The following is an 18,650-nucleotide window of genomic DNA, read 5'->3' as shown; positions in this document are numbered from 1 at the left end:
ACTGAGCCTGGTCCCAGCAGATGACAGCACCGCCCGCCGAGGTGGCCCTGCACTTCCGTACGGAAGCGTGGAACCACCTCGGCGGGCGGTGTGCTGGTCTCGGTGAGCTCAGATCCCGAGTTCGCGCGCGATGAGCATGAGCTGGACCTCAGTGGTGCCCTCCCCGACCTCGAGGATCTTCGAGTCGCGGTAGTGGCGGGCAACGAGGTATTCGTTCATGAAGCCGTACCCGCCGTGGATCTGCGTGGCGTCGCGGGCGTTGTCCATCGCGGCCTCACCGGCGACCATCTTCGCGATCGCGGCTTCCTTCTTGAACGGCATCCCGGCGAGCATGCGTGATGCGGCCAGGTAGTAGGCAGAGCGGGCGGCGACCACGCGGGCCTCCATGCGGGCGATCTTGAAAGAGATGCCCTGGAAGTCGGAGATCGGCTGGCCGAAGGCCTGACGTTCCTTGGCGTACTTCACGGATTCGTCCACGCAGCCCTGCGCTGCGCCGACGGAGAGCGCACCGACGGCGATGCGTCCCTCGTCGAGGATGCGCAGGAAGTTCGCGTAGCCGCGTCCGCGTTCGCCCAGCAGGTTCTCTTCGGGCACCTGCACATTGTCGAAGGTCAGCGGGTGCGTGTCCGAGGAGTTCCAGCCGACCTTGTCATAGGCCGGTTCCGCGGTGAAGCCGGGGGTGCCGGACGGAATCATGATCGTCGAGATCTCAGGGACCTCGCGGCCCGACTTCGAGGTCCGGGTTCCGGTCACAGCGGTGGCGGTGACCAGGCGGGTGATGTCGGTGCCGGAGTTCGTGATGAAGCACTTGCTGCCGTTGACGGTCCAGGTGCCGTTCTCCAACGTGGCCTTGGTCTTCGTTCCCCCGGCGTCCGAGCCAGCCTCTGGCTCAGTCAGGCCGAAGGCGCCCAAGCCGGAGGCGTCGGTGAGTTTGGGCAGCCATTCGCGCTTCTGCTCTTCGGTACCGAAGCGGTAGATCGGCATCGCTCCCAGGGAGACGCCGGCTTCGAGTGTGATGGCCAGCGACTGGTTGACGCGGGCGATCTCCTCGATAGCCAGGGTCAGGGCGAAGTAGTCCCCGCCCATGCCGCCGTACTCTTCGTCGAAGGGCAGGCCGAAGAGGCCCATCTCGCCCATCTTCGCAACGAGTTCGTAGGGGAACTCGTGCTTGGCATCGAGTTCGGCCGACACGGGTGCGACCTCTTCGTCGGCGAATTTCGCGACACCCTGGCGCAGGTCTTCGTATTCTTCGGGCAGCATGCCCGGAACAAAAGCTGTCATGATTTCCTCCCCGCTCAAAGCGTGGTCAGTGAGTTTCTAGTGGTCAGTTGCTTGCTGCTGCGGCCTCGTCGACGACGGTGGCGAGCACCTCGTCGAGTCCGACCTGCCCGCCTTGGACTGCGGTGACGGTGACGATGCCTGCCGCAGGTGCGGTGAGCACGTGCTCCATCTTCATCGCCTCAACGACGACGATCGGATCGCCCTGTTCGACGTGGTCTCCGGACTCGACCCGAACCGCGACGACGGATCCGGGCATCGGGGCGAGCACCTCGGCGCCGTCGAGACCCGGGGTCAGGGACGTATCGGCCTGGGGCCGGGTAAATGCGTAGACCCCGCGGTCGCTGCTGACCCAGATGCTGCGATCGCGGGCATCGGAGAACACCCGGGCGGTGGTCTGGACACCGTCGATGGTCAGATGCCAGAGGCCGTCATCATCGATTGTGACGGCGCTCGCCCGTGCACTCACGTCGGTTCCGGAGGCGAAGTCGTTCGGAGGGGCAGACGCATATGCAACCTCGTCGCCTTCGCGTACCGCGAGTTCGCCCGCTCCCGTGAAATTAAGGCGGACGCTGCCTCGGAAGTCCGGTCGTGAGGTGCGCCAGGCAGAGGGCCTCCCCCACGCCGAGGCGGTGGCTGAGTTCCGCGGCAGGTGTGCTGGCGTGAGCGCTCCGGTCAGTTCGGTTCCGGCACGACCGCCGGTGACGAGCACGGCCGTGGCAGCCAGCTGACGGTCGAGCTCGCCGGGTGCGTGTGCCAGCTGATCCTCGCTGAGGCGGTCGATGAGTGAGGTGTCGAGGTTGCCCGAGACCACCTCGTCGAGGCCCATCAGGGTGCGCAGGAAGTCGATGTTGGTCACGATCCCGGGCACCGCCGAGGCGGCAAGCGCGGCATCGAGACGAGCAATCGCCGCGGCACGGTAAGGAGCATGGACGATGAGCTTGGCGATCATCGGGTCGTAGTCCGAGGCGATCGTCTGTCCGGCGTCGAGTCCGGCGTCGACACGGATACCCTCGCCTTCGGGGAAGACGACGTCGAGTGCCCGACCGCCGGTGGGCAGGAATCCGCGGGAGGGATCCTCCGCGTAGATGCGTGCCTCGATCGAGTGCCCGGTCATCGTGATGTCGTCCTGGCTCAGCGGCAGTTCCTCGCCGGCACCGACGCGCAGCTGGAGTTCGACGAGGTCGATGCCGGTGACCTCCTCGGTCACCGGGTGTTCGACCTGGAGCCGGGTGTTCATCTCCATGAAGAAGAACTCGTCGGGGCGGTCGGCGCCGACGATGAATTCGACGGTGCCTGCACCGCGGTAGCCCACGGACTTCGCAGTTTCGCAGGCAGCCTGGCCGATTCGCGCCCTGGTCGCCTCATCGAGCAACGCCGAGGGGGCTTCCTCGACGACCTTCTGGTGGCGGCGCTGCAGGGAGCACTCACGTTCGCCGAGGTGGATGACATTGCCGTGCGAGTCGGCCATGACCTGGACCTCGATGTGACGCGGGGTCGCGACGAGGCGTTCGAGGAACAGCGTGTCGTCACCGAAGGAGCTCGCGGCCTCACGGCGGGCCGTGTCCAGAGCAGTGGCCAGCTCGGCGGGCTCGAAGACCGCGTGCATGCCTTTGCCGCCGCCACCGGCGGAGGGTTTGATGAGCACCGGGAACCCGATGTCGGCGGCCGCGGTGACCAGCGATTCGTTCGACATGGCCGCGTCTTTGGTGCCGGGCACCAGTGGGACTCCACGCTGGGAGACGGCATTCTTCGCGGTGATTTTGTCGCCCATCGTCCGGATCGCTTCGGCGCCGGGACCGAGGAAGACGATGCCAGCTTCTTCACACGCGGCGGAGAAGTCGGCGTTCTCGGACAGGAATCCGTAGCCGGGGTGGATCGCCTCGGCGCCGGTGGTCTGGGCTGCGGCGATGACCTTGTCGATGCGCAGGTAGGACTCGGAGGCTTGCGCCGGCCCCAGGTGCACGGCGGTGTCGGCGGCCTTGACGTGGGCGGACTGGGCGTCGGCATCGGAGTAGACGGCGACTGTTCTGATGCCCAGTCGGCGGCAGGTGCGGATGACGCGGAGTGCGATTTCGCCGCGGTTGGCGATGAGTACTGTGTTGAACATGGATGAGCTCACATTCTGAAAACGCCGTAGCCGCTGGCATTCAGCGGGCGTTCCATCGGTCCGAAACGGGCGAGTTCGAGTGCCAGGGACAGCACCTGTCGGGTGTCGGTGGGTTCGATGATTCCGTCGTCCCACAGGCGGGCCGTCGAGTAGTAGGGGTTGCCCTGAGCTTCGTACTGATCGCGGACGGGCTGTTTGAAGGTGTCTTCCTCTTCGGCGCTCCAGGTCTCGCCGCGGCCTTCGATCTGGTCGCGCTTGACCGTCGAGAGGACGCTGGCGGCCTGTTCACCGCCCATGACTGAGATGCGGGCGTTGGGCCACATCCACAGGAAGCGGGGCGAGTAGGCGCGGCCGCACATCGAGTAGTTGCCTGCACCGAAGGAGCCGCCGATGACGACGGTGAACTTGGGCACTCGGGCGGTGGCGACGGCGTTGACCATCTTCGCTCCGTGCTTGGCGATGCCGCCGGCCTCGTAGTCACGGCCGACCATGAAGCCGGAGATGTTCTGCAGGAAGACCAGCGGCACGCTGCGCTGATCACAGAGTTCGATGAAGTGGGCGCCCTTCTGCGCGGATTCGCCGAAGAGGATGCCGTTGTTGGCAACGATTCCCACCGGGTGTCCGTCGAGGTGGGCGAAGCCGGTGATGAGGCTGGTGCCGTACTCGGCCTTGAATTCGTGGAACTCTGAACCGTCGACGAGGCGGGCGATGACTTCGTGGACATCATAGGGGGTGCGTGAGTCGACGGGCACGACCGAGGTGAGTTCCTCCGGCGAGTGCAGCGGCTCCCGGGCTTCGACGACGTCCCAGTTGGCCGCCGGCTTTGGCCCCAGAGTGGAGACGATGTCGCGCATGATCTCCAGAGCATGGGAGTCATTGGCCGCGAGGTGGTCGGTGACGCCGGAGACACGTGAGTGGAGTGCTCCACCGCCGAGGTCCTCCGCGCTGACCTCCTCACCGGTGGCGGCCTTGACCAGGGGTGGGCCGCCGAGGAAGATCGTGCCCTGTTCGCTGACGATGATCGATTCGTCGGCCATCGCAGGCACGTAGGCGCCGCCGGCAGTGCAGGAGCCGAGCACGGCCGCGAGCTGCGGGATGCCTGCGGCCGAGAGTGTGGCCTGGTTGTAGAAGATCCGACCGAAGTGCTCGCGGTCGGGGAACACATCGTCTTGGTTGGGCAGGTTGGCGCCGCCCGAGTCGACGAGGTAGATGCAGGGAAGGTTGTTCTCCTTCGCCACCTCCTGGGCCCGCAGGTGCTTCTTCACAGTCACTGGGTAGTAGGTTCCGCCCTTGGCGGTGGCGTCGTTGGCCACGATGACGCATTCGCGTCCGTTGACACGGCCGATGCCGGTGATGATTCCCGCTCCTGGGCTGGCATCGTCGTACATGTCGTTGGCTGCCAGCGGGGACAGCTCGAGGAAGGCCGTGCCGGGGTCGAGGAGGTGTTCGACGCGTTCGCGTGGCAGCAGCTTGCCCCGGTCGATGTGGCGCTGCCTGGACTTCTCGGGTCCGCCCAGGGCCGTGACCTGGATCCGTTCCCGGAGTTCGGCGATGAGCTCGGCGTGGGCTTCGGCGTTCGCCTGCCCCGTTGCCGGACTGACCGCAGTTCCCACTGCTCTCATTCCACTCCCCATTTCAGTTAATATTGGTTAACTGACTGCTATGATACTGCTCATAGCCGAAAGTGACAATGCGCACGATGGAACGGACTTCGAGCCGAGTGCGAGCGAAGGAGATGAGGTGACGGATATGGAGCCGAAGGCACCAGCGCGCTCAACGACGGCAGATTCGGGAACCGCCGGGACCACCCGCGCTGCAGCGAAGGCAGCACGTCGCGAACAACTGCTGTCGGTGGCGAAGAATCTCTATGCCCGGCACGGGTTCCACGGTGTTCGCCTCGATGACCTGGGCAAGGGCGCCGGGATCTCCGCCCCGGCGGTCTATCGCCATTTCGAGTCCAAGGAAGCCGTCCTCGAGGAACTCCTCGTCGGGATCTCTGAGTATCTGAACTCGGGCGGGGACGCGATCATCGCGCGCCATAAGGACGACAGTGCCACCTCGGCGCTCATCGAGCTCATCGACTTCCATGTCGCCTTCGCTATGAGCGAGCCCGAGCTGATTCGGATTCAGGACCGGGACCTTGCGGCACTGCCCGAGACCTCGAGGCGCACGGTGCGTCGCCTGCAGAGAAGCTATGTCAGCCACTGGGCCGAGGTCGTGGCGCAGGCCAATCCGGACTGGTCACTCGATGCGGCGACGGTGCGCGTGCACGCGGTCTTCGGCATGATCAATTCGACCCCGTACCAGGCCAGGCACTCAAGCGCCGAGGTGGTCGGGGTCGAACTGCGTGCCGCCGCTCAGGCGGCACTGGGGATCGGCTGAGGTCTGCCGACAGTCGCACGAGACTCAGGGGACGATGACGAGCTTTCCTCGTGTGTGCCCTGTTGCGCTGGTGCGAAAGGCCTCTGGCACCTCGTCGAGGCTCAAAGTCTGCGCCACCTCGACGGTGAGCTCACCCGCATCGACGAGTTCGGCGACTCGCGCGGTCTGCGAACCGTCGGGGCGCACCCAGATGTAGCGGCCACCGTGTTCGGCCACCGAAGGATCTGCGACCGAAGCATGCGCTCCGCCGTCCCCCAGCACCGCAAGAGTCGTATCGAGCACCTCTCCGACGAAGTCGACGACGCCATCGACCGGGCCGCCTGCGATCTCGTGGACGCGGTCGGCCAGTCCTTCGCCATAGGTCACGGGTTCTGCTCCCAAGCCGCGCAGGTACTCGTGGTTGGCCTCAGAGGCGGTGCCGATGACTCGGGCGCCGAAAGATTTTGCGATCTGCACCGCGAAGCTGCCCACTCCCCCGGAGGCTCCGTGGACGAGGACTGTTCTGCCGTTGATGTCGCCGAGCGCCTCGAGGGTGCGCAGCGCGGTGCCACCTGCCAAGGGCAGTCCGCCCGCCTGCTCCCAGCTCAGCCCCTTGGGTTTCGCGGTCACCGAGTGGACGGGCACGGCCACCTTCTCCGCGAATGTGCCGGCGCCGAGCACATCTTTGCGGGCGTAGGCGATGACCTCATCGCCGATCTCAAATTCGGGGGTGTCGAATCCGAGGCCGATAACGACGCCGGCCACATCCCAGCCGGGGGTGACGGGGAACTGTGTCGGCATGATGGCATCGAGATGACCGCCGACGAGTTTCCAATCGACAGGATTGACACCGGCGGCGCGGACCTCGATGAGCACGGATGCCGGCGGAACCTTCGGATCCTCAACCTCGCGAACCGTGATGTCGCTGAAGTCATCGGTGTACTGGTCATAGACTGCTGCACGCATAACGGCGGCCTTCCGGTAGTCATCAGTTGATGACTGATGAACACCGAAAGACCGCCGAGCTATTCCTGCGGGCAGGTTCTATTCGTACGTGTTGTTCGCTGCCGCACGCTCAACGAGCGATGCGGGCGGAGTGAAACGATCGCCGTAGGTCGCGGCGAGTTCCTTGGCACGTTCGACGAAGCCATTCAGACCACCCTCGTACTGGTTGACGTACTGGAGCACGCCACCGGTCCATGCTGGGAAGCCGATTCCGAAGATCGAACCGATGTTCGCATCCGGCACCGAGGTGAGCACACCCTCGTCGAGGCACTTGATCGTCTCGATCGCCTCGGCGAAGAGCATCCGCTCCTGCAGGTCCTCGAAAGGCTGCGTCGTCGAACCGGAATTGAAGTGCTCACGCACACCGGGCCACAGCTTGCCACGTTTGCCGTCCTCGTCGTATTCGTAGAATCCGGCGCCGTCCTTGCGGCCCGTGCGTCCGGCTTCCTCGACCATCCAGTCGAAGACCGCGTCGGAGGGGTGGCTCTCGCGCTGTCCTCCTGCGGCTTCGATGGCCTCCTCGGTTTCCTTCCGGATCTTCTGCGACAGAGTCAGTGTCAGCTCATCGAGCAGCTGCAGTGCACCGGTCGGGTATCCGGCCTGCAGTGCTGCCTGCTCCACTGTTGCCGGCTCCACGCCCTCGCCGACAGCGGCGACCGCCTCGGCGATGAATGTGCCGATCACACGGGAGGTGAAGAACCCGCGAGAGTCGGTGACGACGATCGGGGTCTTCTTGATCTGCTGGACGAGGTCGAAGGTGCGCGCCAGGGTCTCATCTGAGGTGTTCTCACCCCGGATGATCTCAACCAAGGGCATCTTGTCAGCGGGCGAGAAGAAGTGGACGCCGATGAAGTCGGAATCGCGCTTGACCCCGGTGGCCAGGTCGGTGATCGGCAGGGTCGAGGTGTTGGAGCCGAGCACTGCGTCGGAGTCGACGACGTCCTGGATCTCCTGGAACACCTGCTGCTTCAGCGGCACCGATTCGAAGACGGCTTCGATGACGAAGTCGACTCCGGCGAAGTCATCAGCCGAAGCGCTCGGAGTGATCCGGTCGAGGACGGCCTTGCTCTTCTCAGCCGTCGTCTTGCCCTTGGCCAGGGCTGATTCCTCACGCTTGCGCGCATAGGCCTTGCCCTTGTCCGCGGCTTCGATCTTGACGTCCTTGAGGACGACGTCGATGCCGGCTTTGGCTGCGGTGTAGGCGATCGCGGCACCCATCATTCCGGCGCCGAGGACGCCGAGCTTCTTCACCTGACGCGGTTCGGTGCCATTGGGTCGCGAGCCGCCGGAGTTGATGTGTCCGAGGTCGAAGAAGAACGCCTTGATCATGTTCTTCGCCACCGGGGTGTGGGTGAGGTGAACGAAGTAGCGGGTTTCGACTGCCAGTGCCGTGTCGATGTCGACGTAGGAACCCTCGACGGCGGCAGCGATAGCCGCGCGCGGAGCGGGCATCGGTGCACCCTTGGTCTGACGACGCAGCAACGCCGGAAGCGCGGGCAACATCGCGCCCAGTGACGGTGAGGTGGGTGAGCCGCCTGGGATCTTGAATCCCTTGACGTCCCAGGGCTGCACAGCCTCGGGGTTGGCCTTGATCCAGGCCTTGGCACGATCTTCGAGCTCGGCCACGGGTGCGAGTTCGTCGATGAGGCCGAGCTTGAGAGCCTCGGCTGCCTTGAACTTCGTCGACGGCAGGATGGCCTTCTGCAGTGCATTCTGGAGGCCCATCAGGCGTACAGCTCTGGCGACACCGCCACCGCCGGGCAGGAGGCCCAAAGAGACTTCGGGGAATCCGACCCGCAGGCTGGAAACGTCCTCCGCTGCAATGCGGTGATGTGCGACGAGGGCGACCTCGAGGCCACCGCCGAGTGCGGCGCCGTTGATGGCTGCGACGACGGGCTTGTCCAACGTCTCGAGGCGGCGCATGACCGCCTTCATGTGGTTGGTCAGTGCGGCTTCGGCCTCCGAGTTCTCAGGGTCTGCTGCACGCAGCTTATTGAGGTCTCCGCCTGCGAAGAAGGTCTTCTTCGCCGAGGTGAGCACGACGCCGGTGATGTCATCGACGTTAGCTTCGAGCCAGTCCACGATGCCTTCGAAGGCATCCTTGAAATGGTCGTTCATCGTGTTGACCTTGGAATTCGGGTCGTCGAGGACGACGGTGACGATTCCGTCCGAGTCAGTGGACTTGGAGTAAGTCGTTTCAGTGTTCGTCATGTCAGACCCTTTCGATGATCGTCGCAATGCCCATTCCGCCGCCGATGCACAGCGTGATGAGGCCACGCTTGAGATCGCGACGTTCGAGTTCGTCGAGGACGGTGCCGAGGATCATGGCACCGGTGGCACCCAGAGGGTGGCCCATGGCAATGGCTCCGCCGTTGACGTTGACCTTGTCATGCGGGATGTTGAGGTCCTTCATCCATTTCAGGACCACTGCGCCGAAGGCTTCGTTGAGTTCGAACAGGTCGATGTCCTCAACGGTCATCCCGGCCTTGTCCAGCGCCTTCTGCGTCGCGGGCGTGGGACCGGTGAGCATGATGGTCGGCTCGGATCCCGTGACGGCAGTGGAGACGATGCGAGCACGCGGCTTCATATTCATCGTCTCACCCACCTCGGCGTCGCCGATGATGACGAGGCTGGCCCCGTCGACGATTCCCGAGGAGTTCGCTGCGGTGTGAACGTGGTCGATCTCCTCGACCCAGTGGTACTTCTGGAGAGCAACCTCGTCGAAACCTGCCTGCGCTGCGACCTTGGTGAAGGCCGGGGACAGCTTCGCCAGCGACTCCACCGTCGAACCGGGGCGCATGTGCTCATCGGTGTCGAGCAGGGTCACACCGTTGATGTCTTTGACGGGGACGATCGACTTCTCGAAGTAGCCGTTCTCCCAAGCGTTGGCGGCGCGCTTCTGCGACTCCTCGGCGAATTCGTCAATATCGGTGCGGCTGAATCCCTCGGTGGTCGCGATGAGATCGGCGCTGATGCCCTGGGGCACGAAGTAGGTGTCGAAGTTCGTCGTCGGATCCTGTGCCCATGCGCCTCCGTCGGAGCCGAGGGGAACGCGCGACATCGATTCGACGCCGCCGGCCAGGACGAGGTTCTCGAATCCGCTGCCGACCTTCTGTGCGGCGATGTTGACCGCCTCGAGCCCGGAGGCGCAGAAGCGGTTGACCTGAACGCCGGCGACGGATTCGTCGAGTCCGGCCACGAGGGCTGCGGTGCGGGCGATGTCGCCGCCCTGTTCGCCCACGGGTGAGACGACACCGAGGACGAGGTCGTCGATCGCTTTTTCGTCGAGATCGGGATTGCGCTCGCGCAGGGCGTCGATGAGCCCTGTCACGAGATCGATTGGCTTGACGCTGTGCAGGGCACCACCGCGGTTCTTCCCGCGCGGTGTGCGCACTGCGTCGTAGATGTACGCTTCGCTCATCTGTTCCTCACAGTCCTAGGGAGCGGCCGACGATCACCCTGGTGACCTCGACCGCGGCTACGTCAATGACGACCGCTCAACCTCGGCGGCTGATCGATCGTTCAGTAACATTCACGTCACCATTCAATACCAGTTGACTGTGATGGTCAACACGAAAACCGGCCCGTGGGACCGGGGAGCCTGATACCTGCTCACATGTGCCGCACTTCACAAAGAATATGATGATTTCTAAGTACGGAAATCACGCCCGAAGTGCTTAGAATTGATCCACCTAACACTCTTAGTTTCCTGGAGAATCATGTCCTCGATCATTCCTGCCCGATTCGTTCCTGCCCGCATCGGGTCGAAGCTCCTCGCATTGTTCCTGGCCTTCGGCCTGCTCGCCGGCCCCATCGTGCTCGATGCCCCGCCCGCCGAGGCTGCCACGAAGAAGTGCGCGGTGAAGATGTCGAATTCTAAGCCGCGCCAGTACTCGAACACCTGGGTCCAGGTGTCGAAGGCCGGCTCGAAGTCCAAGATCACGACGACCGCGCATTACAAGACGACGAAGACCAAGAAATATGCGACTGCCTCAAAGAAGGGCAAGGCTTCGCTGAAGTACTACATCTCCGGCGCGACCCCGGGCAAGAAGGTCTCCGTGACCGTGGTGGCGAAGAAGGGCAAAACGACCTGGAAATGCTCGACGTCGTTCAAGCCGAAGAAGAAGTGACACCTCTGAAACACTGACCTAACGGTCGCTTGAAGTAAAAGCGTCTCGGATGGTCTCGCAGGCCGGATGCTGATGCATCCGGCCTGTTTCATGTCAGACCTGGACTGTAGCGTCGAAGATGATGACGACGGTCATAGAGACGAATGCAGACCGCGTCTGCTCAGCTCAATGCCGAATGCCAGAGGAGCAATCATGGACAAGAACGAAGACACCCGAGACTTGGTGCCGATTGCCGAAGAGTTGGCCGTCGCCGCCCACCGTGGGCAGGTCGACAAGGCTGGCCGTGACTATATCGACCACCCGCGCCGAGTCGCGGCGAATGCCCAGGTGCTCGCACACAAGGCTGAACTCCCCCGAGACGCGTCTGCTGCAGTGGTCGCTGCCGCATGGCTCCACGACGTCGTCGAGGATACGGAGGTCAGCGAGGCGAAGCTGCGCGCAGATTTTCCGACAGAGGTCGCCGACGCGGTCATAGCAGTGACTAGGCGCTCGGGCGAGTCACCGGAGGACTATTTCGCGCGGGTCCGATCGAACCAGTTCGCCGTCCTCGTCAAGACCGCTGATCTCGCTGACAACACGGATCCGGCTCGGCAAGGGCTGCTCGATGAGGAGACGCGGACGCGACTCGGCAAGAAGTACCGTCGGGCGTACGAACTGCTCGGCGTCGAGCCCGAGGTGCAGGGCGAAGTCAGCGGATCCTGACAGCGTCGATGACGTCGTCTGCGTGGAGTTGATGTGCAGTGGCCTGCAGGGTCGAATCCGGCTGCCAGGTCATCGAATCGAAGATCGCCTCCCACGAATTCTCTATTTCATCGCGGAGCTCAAGCGGCCAATCGGCTAACGGTAATCTCTTCCATTTCCCGAGCCGCGAGTCGAAATCAGCCTCAACCCGGCGCGCACGCTCGTCCCAGACCCCATAGTCCTCCCCATCTGCCCGAGGGACGTGCAGCATCCGATTGAGCGGCAGATGCCAGTCCGCGAACTCACTGATGAGCACCTGGTCGGGCGGCAGGCAGGCAGTCAGCAGCACGTCTCCCTTGGCCTGCTTGGCGTGCGTTCGGATTCGCCTTTGAGTCGGATTCGGCCACAGCCACACCATGCCGCCGGCGGGTCCTGGCACACCGCGTTCTTCCATGGCCCGCATCAACCACGCGTAGGCCTCCTGGAATTCGTCCCAGCCGCGAGTGGGATCACCGATGAGCACTCCCTCATCCAAGAGGGCATCATAGGCTTCTTTCGTCTGAAAGGTGCTCAGCGTCAGCAGCTCCTGCCGTGGGGTGGCAGCCCTCGAGGCACGACGCGAGGCAGCAGCAGTCATCAACGGTGCGATGAACCACGGCACGGCGGGCAGATCATCGAATGCGCGAAGACAAGACCGGTCGTTCCGAGCAGTTTCTGGCATAAGGACGATCCTTCCTCAGACACAGCTGCAGGGCCAACAAGCAGGTAGCAAAGAGGCCCTCTGCCACCATTTGTGGTGACTAGAGGGCCTGCTGCCGAGCCGCCTGCGAGAATCGAACTCGCGACCTATTCATTACGAGTGAATCGCTCTACCGACTGAGCTAAGGCGGCAACCGAGCTAACTCTAGCCAAAACCTGGACTCCTGGTCAAAAGGAGAACGGCCGAACCCGGACTCCGTAATGCAGCTCACATATGCTGGACTTCTCAGAGCATTCCCTTCCCAGCTCAGGAGACACATGACTACCTTTTCACTGTCCGTCCCCCAGGCCGCAGAGCTTCCGGGTATCGGTGCCGTGCTCGATTCGTGGCAGTCCGATTCAGGCCCCCTCCACCTCCACACCGGCGACCTGGGCTGGTATTCGCTTCGAGGTGCGAACGCAACTGCCCAGGCCATGCGGGTCTGGCGCTGCGGCGAGCGCATCGGCGCAATCGGTCTGCTGGATGGTGAGGATCTTCTGCGCCTTTCCATCGACCCCGGCCTCAGCGATGACGACTCCCTGACTCTAGAGATCGAATCCGACGTCATTTCGGCTAGCCGCGCCGTCTTCGGGCCGGGAGCGGCAGTAGTTGAGGCTAGGGGTGCAGCCCGACTCTGTGATCGTCTGAAGGCTCGCGGGTGGAATCAGGACGAGCCCTGGACCGCCCTGAACAGAGACCTGAGCCTGCCGGTGGAGGATCCCGGCATCCGGGTGGAGATCGCCGAGCCTGACGATGCGGAGGTCTGGACGGCTGTTCACTGGTCGGCATTCCGCGGCGTTCCCTACACTGCCGACGACAGACAGCGGTTCGTCGAGCGGTGGAACGAGATGATGTCTGGTCCTTTCTCCTCACAGGCACAGAGCCTGCTGGGCTATGACGATTCCGGGCTGCCGGTCGCAGTGACCACAGTGTGGTCCGCCGGACCAAACCGACCTGGGCTGATTGAGCCGCTGGCCGTCGACCGTGAACAGCAGGGTCACGGCTATGGAAAGGCGATCGCGATCGCAGCGGCGCGAAGCCTGCAGCGGCTGGGATCCTCGTCGGCAGCAGTTGCTACGCCAAGCGCGAATACAGCCGCTGTCGCTGCCTACTCATCCGCTGGCTATGTTCCCCGCGCCGAGGTGAGGGATCTTCGGCGAGACAAGTGAAGGTCCGTGCGCTGACGGCTTCGACCCACCTCAACCGTTAACCTGGTGCCAACAGACATTTCAACAGAGAAAAGGGTGACGCACGTGGTCGAGTTCGACTCGAGGGATTTCATGAGCGATTTCAAGGCGCTCATCGAATGTGAGTCGTTCTCCCAGGACCCCGAATCACTGGCCCGCAGCGCTCAGCTGGTCTCCCGGATCGGCACTGGACTGCTGGGAGCAGCTCCGCACATCATTGAGACCGATTCGCACCCTCATGTGCTGTGGCGTTTCGGCACCGGGCCCCGGAAGGTCGTGCTCATCGGTCATCACGACACCGTATGGCCGACGGGCACCCTGAGCGAATTCCCGTATTCTGTCGCCGACGGTGTCGTGCGCGGTCCCGGAGCCGACGATATGAAGGGCGGTCTGCTCATCGCTCTCTATGCGATGGCGCGACTGCGCGAACAGCGCGGGGATCTCGATGGAGTCAGTATCCTCATGACCGGGGACGAAGAGCTCGGGTCGCCCGGATCTCGTCAGATCATTGAGGATGAGGCTCGAGGCGCCAAGGCCGCGTTGGTCTTCGAAAGCGGTGCACCTGACGGGGCTGTGAAGATCGCCCGCAAAGGCGTCGCCATCTACTCCCTCGAAGTCACCGGTTTGGCCGCCCATGCCGGGGTGGAGCCGGAGAAGGGCATCAACGCCACGATCGAAGTGGCCAACCAGGTCGTGAAGATCGCTGCACTGCATGACCCTTCGGTGGGAACCTCGGTCGTGCCGACGGTCATGCACAGTGGTTCAACGACGAACACCGTGCCGGCCAAGGCCGTCGTCGGCGTCGACTCCCGGGCCGCCTCGGTGGCAGAGCAGGAACGTATCGACTCGATCCTCAGCGCCCTCTCCCCCACCGTGGCCGGGGCTAAGGTCGATGTCAGAGGCGGGATCAACCGTGCCCCGCTGGAGGAGAAGATGGCGATGGGACTCTACGCCCGAGCTCAACGCCTCAGCGCTCACCTCGGGCACCCGCCGCTGCGGTCTGTGGCTGTCGGAGGCGGATCGGACGGCAACTTCACCGCCGGAGTCGGAACACCGACCATTGACGGTCTGGGCACAGTCGGCGGCGGTTCGCATGCCAGGACCGAACATGCCCTGCAGGTGTGGATCCCCCGCCGCGTCGAGCTCACCACCGCTCTGGTCGGAGAACTCCTGAACGAGGACTGAACCTCAGAGAGCGCCGGTACGGTCGTCGAGCAGCCAGGGGTTCGACAGCAGCACGAACGCCGATTCGACGATGAGCACGGGCGACATGTTCGTCTGCAGTCGTCGTCTCGCCTCGGTGATGGCGTCGATGCGCAGCAGAGTCGTATCGGGTCCGTCTCTGTTGGCCTGCTCGGAGATGAGGTCGACTTCGCCGGCGTTGATCCACCCCTCGCGGATGCCCAACTGGTACATGAGGATATCGCGATAGAGGCTCATCAGCTCAAGGAAGATCCGGTCTAGCTCGTCATTGCGGGCCCGGACTGACCGGCGCTTCTGCTCCTCTTCGAGCTTTCTGATCTGCGACCTCGCCGAGGGCGGAATGGACTTCTCCGATTCGATGCCCAAGGTCGCCATGAGATCGCTGCGCTCCGAGGCATTGCGTTCCTCGACCCGAGACTTCGCAGTCTCCGCGGCTTCATCGACGATGCGGCCGGCCAGTCGGATCGTCGCGCCGACCGAGGTCAGCTTGCCCGGGATCGCGAGAATCTGCCTGCGTTCCTCATCGGCCGAGTCGTTGAGGGCCATGTACTTGGCCCGGCCGATGTGGTTCTGCGCCACGGCTGCCGCCCACTTCGCTCTCTCGGGGTCGACGTGGTCGCGTTCGATGAGGAGCTGCGCCACCGCGTCCCGGGAGGGAATGCGCAGACGCACGGGGCGGCACCGGGAACGGATCGTGGTGAGCACGTCGATGGGACTCGGTGCGCACAGCAGCCACACTGTGGCCGGAGGCGGCTCTTCGATCGCCTTAAGCAGAACGTTGGCCGTGCGCTCGCTCATCCGATCCGCGTCTTCGACGATGACGACTCGCCAGGGGGAATTGACCGGGGCCGACTGTGCTCGTGTCACCAGTTCCCGCACCTCGTCGATGGCGATGACCGACTTCTGAGTCGACATGATCGTCAGTGATTCGTGGTGGCCTTTGAGAACACGCGCCGTGACGTCCCCCTGCTCTTCGCCTCCAGAGATCAGAGCCGCGGCGAACGCGCGAGCCGCGTTGGACCTCCCGGATCCGGGAGGTCCGGTGAAGAGCCACGCGTGGGTCATCGCTCCCGGTGAGTACAGGGCGTGCTTGAGCTGGGTGATGACATCGTCCTGCCCGACGAGCTCGTTGAAGACGCTCACTCAGTGACCTTCCGGGTTGTTGAAGCGCTGGTGATTGCGTTCTCTCTGTTTGCGCAGCCGCTCCCGTGCCTGACGTTCGATCTCAGCCTGAGCCTGCAGTCGCTCTCGGCTCATCTGCCGAGCATTGCGCACGGGCAGGACCGTTGTCTTGGCATCCTCGTCGTCCCGGCTGGAAACGTCCTGGCTGGGTGTCTCGACCTGCTTGACGACGCGAGTCTGGGCTTCTTCGGAAGACGGAGTCTCGATCACGTCGGTCGGGTCACTGTCATCGTCGCCGTCGTCCGAATCACCGCTGCCGTGGGTCTGTGGCGCAGGAGCGCTCGGAGTGAAACCGCGAGCCGGCAGAACCGTGGTTGCGGCTTCCTCGTCGGTCTCGGGCTCGTCTCTGGTTTCAGCCTCGTCTTTGGTGTCAACTTCGGGCTCGGCGCTGGCAGACCGGGCTTCTTCTGACGCCCGGACCGGACACTTGTGTGACTGGTGAGCTGACCGATGATCTGAGCCCGGTTCCTCCTGTTCGGACTCACGGAGATCGGCACCGAGATCGACTCGTTCCGTCTCCACTCCGTCATTGCGTTCCTCGGATTCCCGACGACCGGCCGACTCCGGAATGAATCGTTCGCCTGTGAGCGGCACGAACCGGACCCCGGGCTCCGGCGTGAGATCCTCATCGTCGGCAGGCGAAGAGCTCGCAGACGAGTCTGATGACTCAAACTCACGGGCTGCCTTGGACGCCACACCATCGACGTCTTCGGACGGATGACTGTCGACCACCTCGGCGTCGGTCGAGGGATCGGTCGAGGTTTCGGTGGTATCAGTCGAAGCACCGGTGACGGCACCTGCGGTGGCGGAGCTTGTCGGAGCGGCAGACGCGCCGCTCATCTGCCGTGGCAGCCGGGTGCGGATGGCGGTGAGGATCTCGGCGGTCAGGTCTTCCTCGGACACCGAGGCATCGAGGACGACGTAGCGGTCGGGTTCTTTGTGCGCACGGGTCAGGTAGGTCTGGCGGACCCGCTGGTGGAATTGCTGGTTCTCCTCGTCGAGGTAGTTGTTCTCGCCGCGCTTGCCCATCCGCGTCGCCGCGGTCTCGGGATCGATGTCGAGGACGATGGTCAGGTGCGGGACGAGCCCCTGAGTCGCCCATTTGCTCAACGCCAGAATGGTCTTCGGGTCGAAGTTGCGGCCTGCGGCCTGGTAGGCGATGGTCGAATCGATGTACCGGTCGGTGATGACGATGCTGCCGCTGTCGAGGCTCGGGTCCACCAAGGAGGCCACGTGGTGGGCACGGTCGGCGGCGAAGAGCAGAGCCTCGGTCCGGGGGCTGGGCGGTTCAGAGTCGAAGAGTACCGAACGGATCTGTCGTCCGAGCTCGGTTCCGCCCGGTTCACGGGTTGCTTCGACGCTGTGACCTTCGTCGGCGAGGATCTGTGAGACGCGTTTGATCTGAGTGCTCTTGCCCGAGCCGTCACCGCCTTCGATGGCGATGAAGAATCCGGCGCCGAGGCGTTCCGCGGAGTTTCCGATGCCGTCGTTCGCACCGTTCTCGGCGGAACTGGGCGGACGGAATCCGTGCACGATGTCCACGGACAGTCCCTGCAGACCATGCGGGTCGAAGATGAAGAGCCCGATGATTCCGGCGACAAGAGCGGCCAGTCCCATGATGGCGAAGGCAACGTCGCTGGGGGTCAACATCCAATCCATTGCGGAGCCGACAGGGATGGTGATGCCGAAGTCGATGGCGTTGAGGATGAGAGCGACCACCGCACCGCCGACAGCACCGATGCGACGAGAGAAGTCGTAGGGCTGTGAGCGCACACCGATTCCGACGAGGAAGGCGATGACAGCCGCCAGGACGACCTTGCCGGAGAGCTCGTTGATCGCGCCCGTGGCGATCAGCAGGATGCCCGATACTGTCAGTGCGAACGCGGACACGCGCGGCCTCGACATCCCCGGTGCGAAGGTGGGGCCCATTTCGAAGCCGATGGCCCAGCCGACCAGGCATGACGCGAGCATGAAGGCGAATCCGGCTTGGCCGAAGCTGTGCGCGACGGCGGTGGGCTGCGCCAGGATGAATGTGGTTCCCAGCACCGCGAAGAGGGCGATGCACACCCACGGCATCTTGATGGTCGCGGCCGGCCTGGCCACGCGGGCCTTGGTCGAAGGGAATGCGCCTGTCGTCGCCGATTCCGCGTGGAGGGCTCGCTCGGGGGTGAGGAAGATGATGACCGCGCCGACGGCCATGGCGATGCCCACCAGGAGGCTCGTCCAGCCCAGCGCCTGTGTGCCCGCGGCAGAGCCGCCGATGATCTGGAATGAGAAGGAGACGAAGACGAGAAGTGCCGCAGGAATGCCGACACGACGCCATGGCTTCTCATTTGTGAAGGGGTTGATGCTCATCAGCAGGCCGACGACGGCACCGAGGAACAGAGCGGTGACCCAGGTCAGCCAGGCGCTCGGGGCAAGGCTGAGGACGATGAGCAGTCCAGCCTCGACGACAGCGGCGATGCTGAGGGCGAGTTTGCGGACGGCTGGCCCTTTGCTCGCCAAGATCTTCTGCGGGATGAAGAGTCCGGCTCCGGCGAGGACGAAGACGATGAGGAGAGACAGGCTTCCCAGCTGGTTGTCGAAGCCTCCCGCAGCCAAGCTGTCGGCCATCGCGGTGAAGGCTCGCCCGCCGATCGTGGCAAAGAATCCGCTGGTGCCCGCCACGACATAGCTGATCGCCACGAGTACGATCAATGCGCCCCAGGCTGCGGTCTCGGCAACCAACCGGCCAGGGGCTCCGGGAAGTCGATGTCCTGTAGTCGTCAACATAC

Annotated in this window: 14 protein-coding genes and 1 tRNA gene; 5 read left to right on the top strand and 10 right to left on the bottom strand. The window is 64.0% G+C overall.

Features of this window, described 5'->3' with window-relative positions; all coding sequences use genetic code 11:
• Positions 1-108: 108 nt before the first annotated feature.
• From LQ788_RS05435 to LQ788_RS05425, 3 genes are read right to left on the bottom strand one after another with little or no spacing between them, the layout of a single operon-like run.
• Entirely contained in the window at positions 109-1,281 is a 1,173-nt protein-coding gene (locus LQ788_RS05435; RefSeq protein ID WP_231445780.1) for an acyl-CoA dehydrogenase family protein, read from the bottom strand.
• 43 nt (positions 1,282-1,324) lie between these two features.
• Positions 1,325-3,388, bottom strand: a complete 2,064-nt coding sequence (locus LQ788_RS05430; RefSeq protein ID WP_231445779.1) for an acetyl-CoA carboxylase biotin carboxylase subunit — start codon at positions 3,386-3,388, stop codon at positions 1,325-1,327.
• A gap of 8 nt (positions 3,389-3,396) precedes the next feature.
• Positions 3,397-5,010: a carboxyl transferase domain-containing protein gene (locus tag LQ788_RS05425; RefSeq protein WP_231445778.1), complete on the bottom strand. Its 1,614-nt coding sequence runs from the start codon at positions 5,008-5,010 to the stop codon at positions 3,397-3,399.
• Between the two features lie 127 nt (positions 5,011-5,137).
• Between LQ788_RS05425 and LQ788_RS05420 the strand changes: the two genes are divergently transcribed.
• Positions 5,138-5,770, top strand: a complete 633-nt coding sequence (locus LQ788_RS05420; protein WP_231447337.1) for a TetR/AcrR family transcriptional regulator — start codon at positions 5,138-5,140, stop codon at positions 5,768-5,770.
• A 24-nt stretch (positions 5,771-5,794) separates the two neighbouring features.
• On the opposite strand, the gene LQ788_RS05415 is transcribed toward LQ788_RS05420, so the two are convergent.
• From LQ788_RS05415 to LQ788_RS05405, 3 genes are all read right to left on the bottom strand, one after another.
• Positions 5,795-6,715 (bottom strand): NADP-dependent oxidoreductase, encoded by a 921-nt coding sequence (locus LQ788_RS05415; protein ID WP_231445777.1) that lies wholly within the window; start codon positions 6,713-6,715, stop codon positions 5,795-5,797.
• 78 nt (positions 6,716-6,793) lie between these two features.
• Complete coding sequence (locus LQ788_RS05410) at positions 6,794-8,965, bottom strand: 3-hydroxyacyl-CoA dehydrogenase NAD-binding domain-containing protein (protein ID WP_231445776.1); 2,172 nt, start codon at positions 8,963-8,965, stop codon at positions 6,794-6,796.
• Position 8,966: 1 nt separating this feature from the next.
• Complete coding sequence (locus tag LQ788_RS05405; protein ID WP_231445775.1) at positions 8,967-10,175, bottom strand: acetyl-CoA C-acetyltransferase; 1,209 nt, start codon at positions 10,173-10,175, stop codon at positions 8,967-8,969.
• A 298-nt stretch (positions 10,176-10,473) separates the two neighbouring features.
• Between LQ788_RS05405 and LQ788_RS05400 the strand changes: the two genes are divergently transcribed.
• On the top strand, positions 10,474-10,884 hold the full coding sequence (locus LQ788_RS05400; protein ID WP_231445773.1) for a hypothetical protein: 411 nt from the start codon (positions 10,474-10,476) through the stop codon (positions 10,882-10,884).
• A gap of 192 nt (positions 10,885-11,076) precedes the next feature.
• Positions 11,077-11,586, top strand: a complete 510-nt coding sequence (locus LQ788_RS05395; protein WP_231445772.1) for an HD domain-containing protein — start codon at positions 11,077-11,079, stop codon at positions 11,584-11,586.
• Here LQ788_RS05395 and LQ788_RS05390 read toward each other — a convergent pair.
• Both LQ788_RS05390 and LQ788_RS05385 read right to left on the bottom strand, forming a co-directional pair.
• The gene (locus tag LQ788_RS05390) at positions 11,573-12,286 is read right to left on the bottom strand and encodes a DUF3841 domain-containing protein (RefSeq protein ID WP_231445771.1); all 714 of its coding nucleotides are present in this window, start codon (positions 12,284-12,286) and stop codon (positions 11,573-11,575) included. The genes LQ788_RS05395 and LQ788_RS05390 overlap by 14 nt on opposite strands.
• A 97-nt stretch (positions 12,287-12,383) precedes the next feature.
• Positions 12,384-12,456: transfer RNA gene (locus LQ788_RS05385), tRNA-Thr, on the bottom strand.
• A gap of 126 nt (positions 12,457-12,582) precedes the next feature.
• Here LQ788_RS05385 and LQ788_RS05380 point away from each other — a divergent pair.
• Positions 12,583-13,473 (top strand): GNAT family N-acetyltransferase, encoded by an 891-nt coding sequence (locus LQ788_RS05380; RefSeq protein ID WP_231445770.1) that lies wholly within the window; start codon positions 12,583-12,585, stop codon positions 13,471-13,473.
• 111 nt (positions 13,474-13,584) lie between these two features.
• Entirely contained in the window at positions 13,585-14,676 is a 1,092-nt protein-coding gene (locus tag LQ788_RS05375; RefSeq protein ID WP_231445767.1) for a M20/M25/M40 family metallo-hydrolase, read from the top strand.
• A gap of 3 nt (positions 14,677-14,679) precedes the next feature.
• Here LQ788_RS05375 and LQ788_RS05370 read toward each other — a convergent pair whose 3' ends face one another.
• Positions 14,680-15,837, bottom strand: coding sequence for a DNA polymerase III subunit delta' (locus LQ788_RS05370; protein WP_231445766.1), 1,158 nt, complete (start codon positions 15,835-15,837; stop codon positions 14,680-14,682).
• A complete protein-coding gene (gene tmk, locus LQ788_RS05365) occupies positions 15,838-18,648 on the bottom strand; it encodes a dTMP kinase (protein WP_231447334.1) in 2,811 nt (936 codons plus the stop codon).
• Between the last annotated feature and the right edge of the window lie 2 nt (positions 18,649-18,650).

Origin of the sequence: Brevibacterium zhoupengii (assembly GCF_021117425.1) — a bacterium.
Classification (GTDB): Bacteria; Actinomycetota; Actinomycetes; order Actinomycetales; family Brevibacteriaceae; genus Brevibacterium; species Brevibacterium zhoupengii.
The sequence above is the reverse complement of the archived record's forward strand: the minus strand, read 5'-3'. Positions and strand labels throughout refer to the sequence as shown.

Excerpts from the sequence above, each read along its gene's own strand:
- LQ788_RS05435 (WP_231445780.1), bottom strand. The coding sequence starts at position 1,281 with ATGACAGCTTTTGTTCCGGGCATGCTGCCCGAAGAATACGAAGACCTG.
- LQ788_RS05430 (WP_231445779.1), bottom strand. The coding sequence starts at position 3,388 with ATGTTCAACACAGTACTCATCGCCAACCGCGGCGAAATCGCACTCCGC.
- LQ788_RS05425 (WP_231445778.1), bottom strand. The coding sequence starts at position 5,010 with ATGAGAGCAGTGGGAACTGCGGTCAGTCCGGCAACGGGGCAGGCGAAC.
- LQ788_RS05420 (WP_231447337.1), top strand. The coding sequence starts at position 5,138 with ATGGAGCCGAAGGCACCAGCGCGCTCAACGACGGCAGATTCGGGAACC.
- LQ788_RS05415 (WP_231445777.1), bottom strand. The coding sequence starts at position 6,715 with ATGCGTGCAGCAGTCTATGACCAGTACACCGATGACTTCAGCGACATC.
- LQ788_RS05410 (WP_231445776.1), bottom strand. The coding sequence starts at position 8,965 with ATGACGAACACTGAAACGACTTACTCCAAGTCCACTGACTCGGACGGA.
- LQ788_RS05405 (WP_231445775.1), bottom strand. The coding sequence starts at position 10,175 with ATGAGCGAAGCGTACATCTACGACGCAGTGCGCACACCGCGCGGGAAG.
- LQ788_RS05400 (WP_231445773.1), top strand. The coding sequence starts at position 10,474 with ATGTCCTCGATCATTCCTGCCCGATTCGTTCCTGCCCGCATCGGGTCG.
- LQ788_RS05395 (WP_231445772.1), top strand. The coding sequence starts at position 11,077 with ATGGACAAGAACGAAGACACCCGAGACTTGGTGCCGATTGCCGAAGAG.
- LQ788_RS05390 (WP_231445771.1), bottom strand. The coding sequence starts at position 12,286 with ATGCCAGAAACTGCTCGGAACGACCGGTCTTGTCTTCGCGCATTCGAT.
- LQ788_RS05380 (WP_231445770.1), top strand. The coding sequence starts at position 12,583 with ATGACTACCTTTTCACTGTCCGTCCCCCAGGCCGCAGAGCTTCCGGGT.
- LQ788_RS05375 (WP_231445767.1), top strand. The coding sequence starts at position 13,585 with ATGAGCGATTTCAAGGCGCTCATCGAATGTGAGTCGTTCTCCCAGGAC.
- tmk (WP_231447334.1), bottom strand. The coding sequence starts at position 18,648 with ATGTTGACGACTACAGGACATCGACTTCCCGGAGCCCCTGGCCGGTTG.